Genomic DNA, 1439 nt, shown 5'->3' with positions numbered 1-1439 from the left:
CGACGTCACCGACGTCGTCGACCTCGCGCGCACCCTCGGTGAGGCCCTCGGGGTGAGCATCGAGGTGGCGGCCGACACCGCGGCCCCGTTCCACCCCGGTCGCTGTGCCCGGATCACGCTGAGCGACGGGACCCTCGTCGGTCACGTCGGCGAACTGCACCCGAAGGCCGTGGCGGCCCTCGGGCTGCCGGCGCGTGCGGTCGGTGGAGAGCTCGACCTTGACGTGCTGACGCTCGCCTCGGAAGGGACCCCGCAGGCTCGCACGGTGCACACCTTCCCCCTCGCGCAGAGTGACGTCGCCGTCGTCATCGACGAGGACGTCCCGGCGGCCCGGGTGGCGCAGGCGCTGCGCGGTGGTGCCGGGGAGACCCTCGAGTCACTCACCCTGTTCGACGTCTACCGCGGCGACCAGGTCGGCGAGGGGCGCAAGTCCCTGGCCTACCGGCTCACCTTCCGGGCGCCGGACCGTACGCTGACCACCGACGAGGTGAGCGGCCTGCGTGACCGTGCCCTGGCGGCGGCGGCGAAGGCCGTCGGAGCGGTGCAGCGCGCGTGAGCACCCCCGTCGAGGTGCCGGTCGACGACGACGGTGAGGTGACCCCCGAACCCGTCACCGACGACGGTCGGGGCGGGCACCTCGTCGCGGTGGTCACCGGCGCGTCGCGCGGCATCGGCCGCCACGTCGCCGACGCCTTGGAGGATGCCGGGTACTCCGTCGAGCGCGGGTCCACCGCGACCGCCCCGGTGAGCGATCGGGCGGCGGTCAGCGCCTGGGTCGCGGAGATCCTCGAGCGCCAGGGGCGCATCGACGTGCTCGTCAACAACGCCGGCGTCATCGACACCGAGGTCGACCTCTTCGCCTCCGACCCCGACGAGTGGTGGCAGGTCCAGGAGGTCAACGTGCTCGGGGCGTACCTCATGACCCGGCTCGTCGGGGAGGCCATGCTGCACCAGGGCGGTGGGCGGATCATCAACATCAACAGCGGTGCCGCGCTGCGCCCGGGGCTGGACGCGAGCGCCTACAACGTCAGCAAGACGGCGTTGGCGAGGATCACGGGGTCGACCCACCTCGCCGGGTGGGCTCGCGGCATCCGGGCGTTCGACCTCATGCCCGGGGTCGTGCGCACCGACATGACGCAGGCCATGCACGCCCACGTCGGGCGCACCGAGTGGACCTCGCCCGAGGAGGTCACCGACCTCGTGCTCGGCCTGGCCTCGGGGGAGCTCGATGCCTGGTCGGGGAGGTTCGTACGGGCCGGGGCCGACACGGTTGACTCCCTGCGCGGGCAGGCCGAGTCACTGGGGGACCGCGACCGAACCCTCGGCCTCGTCCCGTACGCCCCCACAGACCCCCTCTCCTGAGATGCCAATTCCGCCCAGATACCGTGATGCCTCACGTCAAGATGCCCGCGAAAGGTGGTCCATGCCTCAGATAGGAC

General features: G+C 72.3%; 2 protein-coding genes. Both read left to right on the top strand.

Annotated elements, in window-relative coordinates:
* On the top strand, positions 1 to 556 hold a 556-nt coding region (locus tag PLL68_RS15155; RefSeq protein ID WP_502910736.1), incomplete at its 5' end, for a phenylalanine--tRNA ligase subunit beta-related protein.
* The gene (locus PLL68_RS15150; RefSeq protein WP_324535527.1) at positions 553 to 1362 is read left to right on the top strand and encodes an SDR family oxidoreductase; all 810 of its coding nucleotides are present in this window, start codon (positions 553 to 555) and stop codon (positions 1360 to 1362) included. The genes PLL68_RS15155 and PLL68_RS15150, both read left to right, overlap by 4 nt.
* The last annotated feature ends 77 nt before the right edge of the window (positions 1363 to 1439 follow it).

It is taken from the genome of Ornithinibacter sp., assembly GCF_035443565.1.
Classification (GTDB): domain Bacteria; phylum Actinomycetota; class Actinomycetes; order Actinomycetales; family Dermatophilaceae; genus Fodinibacter.
The sequence above is the reverse complement of the archived record's forward strand: the minus strand, read 5'-3'. Positions and strand labels throughout refer to the sequence as shown.